Annotated in this window: 8 protein-coding genes; 3 read left to right on the top strand and 5 right to left on the bottom strand. The window is 68.2% G+C overall.

Going from position 1 to position 7,345, the window contains the following annotated elements:
• Window positions 1–166 precede the first annotated feature (166 nt).
• The 4 genes from LCI23_RS02370 to LCI23_RS02355 form a co-directional block, all read right to left on the bottom strand.
• The gene (locus LCI23_RS02370) at window positions 167–1,729 is read right to left on the bottom strand and encodes a GGDEF domain-containing protein (RefSeq protein ID WP_224943433.1); all 1,563 of its coding nucleotides are present in this window, start codon (window positions 1,727–1,729) and stop codon (window positions 167–169) included.
• A gap of 170 nt (window positions 1,730–1,899) precedes the next feature.
• The gene (locus LCI23_RS02365; protein WP_224943430.1) at window positions 1,900–2,547 is read right to left on the bottom strand and encodes a response regulator transcription factor; all 648 of its coding nucleotides are present in this window, start codon (window positions 2,545–2,547) and stop codon (window positions 1,900–1,902) included.
• A complete protein-coding gene (locus LCI23_RS02360; protein ID WP_224943414.1) occupies window positions 2,540–4,015 on the bottom strand; it encodes an ATP-binding protein in 1,476 nt (491 codons plus the stop codon). The genes LCI23_RS02365 and LCI23_RS02360 overlap by 8 nt, the downstream gene beginning before the upstream one ends.
• Window positions 4,012–4,641, bottom strand: a complete 630-nt coding sequence (locus LCI23_RS02355; protein WP_224943410.1) for a hypothetical protein — start codon at window positions 4,639–4,641, stop codon at window positions 4,012–4,014. Before LCI23_RS02355 ends, LCI23_RS02360 begins: the two co-directional genes overlap by 4 nt.
• Window positions 4,642–4,699: 58 nt before the next feature.
• On the opposite strand from LCI23_RS02355, the gene greB reads away from it, so the two are divergent.
• The 3 genes from greB to LCI23_RS02340 are packed head-to-tail and all read left to right on the top strand — an operon-like array spanning window position 4,700 to window position 6,433.
• Window positions 4,700–5,269: a transcription elongation factor GreB gene (gene greB / locus LCI23_RS02350; protein ID WP_224943407.1), complete on the top strand. Its 570-nt coding sequence runs from the start codon at window positions 4,700–4,702 to the stop codon at window positions 5,267–5,269.
• 55 nt (window positions 5,270–5,324) lie between these two features.
• Entirely contained in the window at window positions 5,325–5,939 is a 615-nt protein-coding gene (locus tag LCI23_RS02345; RefSeq protein WP_224943398.1) for a biliverdin-producing heme oxygenase, read from the top strand.
• A gap of 59 nt (window positions 5,940–5,998) precedes the next feature.
• The gene (locus LCI23_RS02340; RefSeq protein WP_224943397.1) at window positions 5,999–6,433 is read left to right on the top strand and encodes a YciI family protein; all 435 of its coding nucleotides are present in this window, start codon (window positions 5,999–6,001) and stop codon (window positions 6,431–6,433) included.
• Here the strand turns inward: LCI23_RS02340 and LCI23_RS02335 are convergent.
• Window positions 6,430–7,317 carry a PilZ domain-containing protein gene (locus tag LCI23_RS02335; RefSeq protein ID WP_224943396.1) on the bottom strand — a complete coding sequence of 296 codons (888 nt, stop codon included), beginning with the start codon at window positions 7,315–7,317 and terminating at the stop codon, window positions 6,430–6,432. The genes LCI23_RS02340 and LCI23_RS02335 overlap by 4 nt on opposite strands.
• Window positions 7,318–7,345: the final 28 nt, after the last annotated feature.

The raw sequence follows: 7,345 nt of genomic DNA, 5'->3' as shown, positions 1-7,345 counted from the left end.
AGATGGGATTCCAACCGCCGCCATTGCTTCTCGGTTAGATCAGTTCGGCTCATCTTCATAGCCCTCCCGATCTAATTTTCTCATTCTTCGCCTTCGCTCAGTCAGACAGACCCTAGCACGCCAGTCGAGGGCCGGCCGGCGCCGCCCGCCGCGCGCCCGCGGCGCCTCAGTCGGCAATGACCACCCGGTTCTTGCCGCTGTGCTTGGCCTGGTACATGGCGCGGTCCGCGCGCGCCACCAGGCTCGCCTGCTCCTCGTTCGGCAGGCGCAGCGCCACCCCGCAGGAGAAGGTGATCAGCATCTTCTCGTTCTCGTGCAGGAAGAAGTGGCGGGTCAGCTCGCGCTGCACCCGCACCATCGCCGCCGCCGCCGCCTCCACCGGGGTCTCCGGCATCAGGATCACGAATTCCTCGCCGCCGAAGCGCGCGATCACGTCCATCGAGCGCAGCGTCTCGCGCACCACCTTCACCAGGTGCTTCAGCGCCCCGTCCCCGGCCAGGTGGCCATAGGTGTCGTTCAGCTTCTTGAAATTGTCCAGGTCGAGGATGGCCGCGCACAGCGGGGTGCCGCGGCGGTCGGCGCGCGCGCTTTCGCGCTCGAACACGTCGTCCAGGCCGCGACGGTTGAGGCTGCCGGTAAGCTGGTCTTCGCGCACCAGTTCGCTCATGTGCTGCAGTTCGGCTTCCAGCGCGCGGATGCGCTCCTCGGCTTCCTGTGCCTCGCGGTGCGCCGCCACCATGCGGTCGCGCGAGGCCAGCGCTTCGTCCTGGGCGGCGCGCATCTCGCGCAGCACTTCTTCCATGACTTCGTTGAGTTCGCCGATATCGGCGGCGCGGCCGATCCGGTTCGAATAATCCGCCAGGCGCGCGTGGCGGTCGCCGGTAGCCGCCGCCACCGATCCGAGGCGGTCGATGAAGGTCATCATCATGTTCTTCACCGTGGCGCGCACGTCGGCAATGCTGTTGCGCAGCCGGCCCTGCTTGAGCACCACGTCCTTCAGGCTGCGGGTGGCGTCTTCCAGGCTGCGCACGTCGAGTGGCCCGGCGATCAGCTCCTGCACGGCGGCGATCTGGCCGCGCATCCAGCTGTCGTCGTCGAGCAGCTCGCTGACGTTGTCGAGCAGCAGGCGGAACAGGCGCAGCAGCAGTTCCTGCTGTTCCGCGCTGTCGCCGCTGCGCAGTTCGATCTGGTAGCACAGCTGCTTCAGGCGGCCGGACAGCTCGCCCAGCTCCTCGCCATGGGCCAGCTTGACGGCGCCGCCCAGCGCCTCGGCTTCCTGCACCAGGGCCGGGCTGCCGGCCAGCAGGGTGGCCAGGGCGAAAGCCAGTGCCCGGTTCAGCATCTCGCGCAGCTGGCGCGCCTCGGGATCCTCGTCGCCGAGCGCCATCAGCGGAGTGTTGCGGCGCAGGTGGCGGTCGGCGACCTGGGTCAGGCCATGGGCATAGCCAGTCCAGTCGCCGGCCTTGACCGCGCGCAGCAGGCGGCGGCCGTACTCGGCCACTTCACCGGGCGTGTCGGCCAGCTTGCGCGCAAAACCGTCCAGCACCTCGACCGCCGCCTGCCCCGCGGCAGGGACCGGCGGGGCGGGCGGCACGCCGGCGATCTCGTCGTAGATGGCCCGGTAGGCATCCGGCGTCGGCGCGATGCGGCGCGTCGCCAGGCGGCGGAAGGCTTCACGGGCGATGTCGGCGGGATTCTGGGCGGCGGCAGTGGGAGACGGGATGGACATGGCTGAATGACGCGAGGAATGCTGTGTAGCTTAATGATAAGCAACTTCTTTGCCAACCATCAATTAAAAAACAACAAAACAATCTGAAAACGCGACATCGACCACTTTTGTAGGGTGGGCAAGTTCCTTGCCCACGCGTCCAGACAGTGCATGCGTGGTTGAATAGGCAATCAGCCAACCAGCTGGTTGCGGATCGCGTAGTGGGTCAGCTCGGCGCTGTTCCTGAGCTTCATCTTGGCCAGCAGGCGGGCCCGGTATTCGCTCACGGTCTTGACCGACAGCGACAGTTCGCGCGCGATGTCGCTGACCGTCATGCCGGAGGCGATCATGGTGAGCGTCTGGTATTCGCGGTCGGACAGGGCCTCGTGCGGAGGCGCCTCGTGGTCGGCGCCGATCTGGGCCGCCAGGGTCTGGGCCAGCGCCGCGCTCACGTATTTCTGGCCCTGCGCCACCTGGCGGATCGCGATCACCAGTTCGCGCGGGGCGCTCTGCTTGGTCATGTAGCCGGCCGCCCCGGCCTTCAGCGAGCGGATCGCATACTGGTCTTCGCGGTGCATCGACAACATCAGCACCACCAGCTCCGGACGTTCCTTCTTGACCTGCTTGAGCACTTCGATGCCATTGCGGTCGGGCAGGGAGATATCGAGCAGCATCACGTGCGCACGCGCCTTGCCGACCAGCTTGATCGCGTCAAGCCCGTTTTCGGCCTCGCCCGCGACGACGATGTCGCCCTGCTCGGCCAGAATCTGTTTCAGGCCTTCGCGGACGATCGCGTGGTCGTCGGCAATGAATACCCGAATGCTTGCTTTTTCACTCATGCTTGCCTGCGTTCTTGCTGGATGGGGCCGGTGATGCCAGCCTGGTCTTAATTGTAAGCATCGTGCCACCTCCGGGCGCGGACGACAAGGCCAGCGTACCGCCCAGCGCCTTGGCGCGCTCGCTCATGCCGCGCAGGCCGAAGGAGTGCGGCTTGAGGCGGTCGCCCGGGGCGATACCGCGTCCATTGTCGCTGATGGTCAGCGTCAGGTGGGCGCGCTGGCGCCGCAGGGTCACCGTTACCCGGGTCGCGTCCGCATGCTTGGCGATGTTGGTCAGTGCTTCCTGAAAGATACGGAACAGCGCCGTCGCATGGTCGTCGTCGAGCACGATGTCCGGATCCGGGCAGCGGAACAGGCAGGCGATGCCCATCTGCTTCTCGAATTCGCGCGCCTGCCACTCGAGCGCGGCCACGATGCCGAGGTCGAGCATGGTGGGGCGCAGGTCGAGCGAGATGCGGTGCACGGCCTCGATGGTGCGGTCGACCAGGCCGTCCAGGTAGTTCGCCTTTTCCAGCAGGGCCGGCTCCCCGTCCGGCAGGCGCGCGGCCAGCATCGCCAGCGCCATCTTGATGGCGGTCAGATTGCCGCCCAGGTCGTCGTGGATCTCGCGCGCGATGCGGGTCCGCTCCTGTTCCTTGAGCTGCTCGATGTGATCGGTGAGTTCGGCCAGGCGCGCGCGCGAGCGCAGCACTTCCTGCTGTTCCTCCTTGCTGGCGCTGATGTTGGTCATGATGCCGTCCCACTGCACCGCGCCGCCGTCCAGCGGGTGCGGGCTGGCGCGCAGGTTGATCCACTTGACGTCCTGCCAGGCATCGATCCAGATCCGGCCTTCCCAGTTCCAGGCGGTCATGGCGGCGCGCGAGGCCGCCATCGATTCCTGGTAGCCCTTGCGGTCTTCAGGCAGGATCAGGCGCTCGAACAGGCTGGCGTCGTGCTGCAGTTCCAGCCTTGATAAGCCGAGCAGGGCCGAGCAGCCCTCGCTCAGCCAGGGAAAGTCGGTGCGGCCGTCCGCATGCAGCACGAACTGGTAGACCAGGCCCGGGGTATTGCGCACGATGGCGTCGAAGCGCGCCTGCGACTGGGCCAGCGCGCGCGCCGCGGCCTGCTCCAGGGTCAGGTCGTCGGCGATCGCCAGCAGCAGGGCGCGGTTGTCGCGCACGATGCGCAGGATGCACAGCTTGACCGGATAGCAACTCCCGTCCGCCCGCACCAGATGGGTGCGCAGGCTGGCCTGGGCGCCCACTTCCTCGCCCAGTCCGGCCAGCAGCTGGCTCAGCGCGCTGCGGTCCAGGCTTGGTGCGAGCGCGTGGAAATCCGTCGCGGCCAGGCGGCTTGCCTCCATGCCGAGGTTCAGGCGCGCAGCCTGGTTGGCGTCGACCACGGCCAGGGTGGTGGCGTCGAGCAGGAAGATTTCGGAAGCGGCGCCCTGCATTTCGGCGGCCAGGGCGGGAAGGGGAGGTGGGGTCATGGAAGCTCGGATTCGGTGTTGTCCCGGCGGGCGGCAGTGCGGGCGCCGATGCGTGCGCGCAGGCGGCGCAGTACGCGCAGCAGGTGGCTGGGCTGGCGCGCGGTCTGGCGCAGGGCACGGCGCAGGCCGCGCCGCATGCCGGCCAGGGCGCTGCGCGCCTGGCGCCAGAAGTGGCTGGCGCGCAGGGCGGCCAGCAGACGGTCGCGCAGGCGCAGGAAGACGGCATGCCAGCGCGCGAACCAGGCCAGGGTGAGCAGGGCGGGCAGGGTCAGCACATAGATGCGCGCCACCACTGCCGCGCCGCCCAGCTTGGCCGCAATGAAGCCAAGCACGCCCGCCAGCGCGTGCCCGTGGGCGATGGCGAGCAGGGCCAGCAGCTTGACCGGCAGCAAAAGCAGGCCGGGCAGCACGAAGGCGCCCAGGGCGGCCCAGGCCGGCAAGGCGCGGATGCGCGCTTCCAGCCAGCGCAGCGGCGGCAGGGTAGCCAGGCGGGCGGCGGCCCGGCTGCCCAGTTCCCAGGTCCAGGCCTCCACCAGCAGCACCAGCGCCGCCAGCTGCACCAGCGGCGCGAGCAGCGGGGAGCGGGCAGGCCCCCGGGTAGCCGTCTGCGGTTTCGCTCGTCTCATGCCGCCATGATACGGTAAGCGTGGGCTGCCGGGCGCTCCTTGCCGTTACAATAAGCCCATGAACAAGGCATTCGTAAAAGAGTCCGACAACGAGGACGACGACCCCGACGCGCTGGCGCTGGCCCAGGCGATTCCGCCCGGGGCCAAGAACTACATCACGCCCGCCGGCTACCAGGCCATCAAGGATGAGCTGCTGCAGCTGATCGACGTCGAGCGCCCGGAAGTGGTGAAGGTGGTGCACTGGGCCGCCTCGAACGGTGACCGCTCGGAGAACGGCGACTACATCTACGGCAAGCGCCGCCTGCGCGAGATCGACCGCCGTATCCGCTTCCTCACCAAGCGCCTGGATTCGGCCTTCGTGGTCGATCCCAGCGTCCACCACGGGAACGACCAGGTGTTCTTCGGCGCCACCGTCACCTACCTGAACAAGGCGGGCGAGGAGCATACCGTGACCATCGTCGGCGTCGACGAGCTCGACCCGCTCAAGGGCAGGATCAGCTGGGTCTCGCCGGTGGCGCGCGCCCTGACCAAGGGCAGGGAAGGCGACATGGTGACCCTGCAGACCCCGCTTGGCACCGATGAGCTCGAAATCCTCGCCGTCGACTACCCTGCGCCGCTAGCGGACTGAAGACACGGCCCGGCACTGGTAAGATGGCTGATTCGTCTCCCACATCCCTGTCTTCATGAACCGTCCCCTCGAGCCCTTGCACGGCACCGACGTCCTGGCCGCGCTGCGCGCCGCCACCGGCGCACGCCATGCGCGCCTGGACAGTGGGCTGCCGCTGTCCGCAGACCACCCCACCCTGGCCGATTACGCGGCCCACCTGCGCATGCTGCGCGACTGGCTGGCGCCGCTCGAACGCTGGCTGGGCGGTTTCACCGACGGCCCGCAGGCCGAGCCCACGCTGCCGCCGCAAGACCGGCTGGCCCTGATCGCCGCCGACCTCGACGAGCCGGGGATGGACGCCGTGCACGCCGGCGGCCGGGCGCCGGCGCCGGCCAGGCCGCGTCAGGCCAGCGCCGCCTACCGCTGGGGCGCCGCCTATGTCATCGAAGGATCGCAGCTGGGCGGCGCGGTGCTCTACGCCCGCCTGTGCGGGCCGCTGGCGCCGCATCCGCTGCGCTACCTGCGCGGCGAAGCGCAGGGGCCGGGCCTGCGCTGGCGCGCCTTCCTGCAAGCCTTGCGCGCCCGGGTGACGACACCCGAGGAGATCGCCGAATGCTGCGCCGGCGCCTGTGCGGCCTTCGATGCGATCCTGGCGCTGGCGCCGCCGCAGGGAGCGACATCGGCATCATAGACGCTGGACGCGCGCTCCCGGCCGGTGCATCATGGACAAGCCACCAGACGGAGGATGCAATGCGATTCATGATTCTGCTGAAAGCGGACCAGCACAGCGAGGCGGGCGAACTGCCGGACGAGAAGCTGCTCACCGAAATGGGCAACTTCAACGATGAACTCATCAAGGCCGGTGTGATGCTGGCCGGCGAAGGACTGCATCCGTCCGCGCGCGGCGCGCGCGTGCAGTTTGGCAAGGACGGGCAGGTGCGGGTGACCGATGGCCCGTTCACCCCGCTTGGAGGGGTCCTGGCCGGCTTCTGGATCTGGCAGCTGCCCTCGATGGAAGAGGCGGTCGCCTGGGTCAAGCGGGTGCCGATGCCGATGGCGGGCGGCGAAGCCGAAATCGAGATCCGCCAGATCTTCGAGATGGACGATTTCGGCGCGGCGATGAGCCCGGAACTGCGGGAGCAGGAAACGCGCCAGCGCGCCTCACTGGCCGAGGGCGCCGGCTAGCGTTCGGCCAGGTGCTCGTACACGAAGGACTTGAGCGCCAGCTCGGCCGCCTCGTCGATCCCGGATTCGAAGGCCACCCCGTACTGCATCTGCTGCGACAGCTTGCCCTTGATGCTGCGGATGGTGCCGTTCACCTGCACCAGGTGCGGCTTGCCGCCCACCTTGAAGCGGAAGGCCAGCTTGATCACGGTGCCGACGTCGCCCAGGATGAAGCCGGTCGAGATGGCGCAGCCGCCGCTCGACAGGTTGGTGATCATGCCCGGCACGGTGCCGTCGGCCAGGGTGATCGAGGTGGGCAGCTTGACCTCCACCCGCAGGGCCTGGCGGAAAGGCTTGCTGGCCGCTTCGGTCGGGTAGCGCAGGAACAGGTGGCCGCTCGGCAGTCCGGCGAAGCGCAGCAGCGAGGTCTTGAAGGCGCACACGGTGCGCCCGAACACGACTTGCGCCGTCATCGGCAAGCCCTCGAAATGCTGCCAGCTCTGGCCGTTCGCGGCGCGTACCGCCGGCGCCGAGACGATGATCGACTGCAGCGGGATGCGGCCATAGAAATCGACGTGGAGCGAGCGCGGATCGAAATCACCGGGGAACTGGAAGGTGATGATCATGCTTTCGGCATTGTGATTCAGGGCCTGCAGCGGATCCACGGTACGCCCCGGCAGGTCGTCGACGTCCTCGCTGGCGGTCACCAGCTGGCTCGGCTTGTCGCCAGCCTGCGAGGCGCGCATCGGCTTGGCCAGCAGGATGCGGTCGCGCGAGGTCGCGTCCGCGATCACATAGCCGGCCGGTGCAAGCAGTTCGCCTGAGCGCAGGTACAGTGCCCACGGAAGCGGTCCACCCACGCGTATGTCGTGCTCCGAGACATAGACGAACTGTTGCTTTTTCATGTTTTCCCATTCTGTGGACAGCCGCTGT

The sequence above is a fragment of the Massilia sp. MS-15 genome (assembly GCF_020176695.1).
GTDB classification, from domain to species: domain Bacteria; phylum Pseudomonadota; class Gammaproteobacteria; order Burkholderiales; family Burkholderiaceae_D; genus Telluria; species Telluria hydrophila.
Note: the sequence above shows the minus strand (reverse complement) of the source record. Positions and strands in the feature narration are given on the sequence as shown.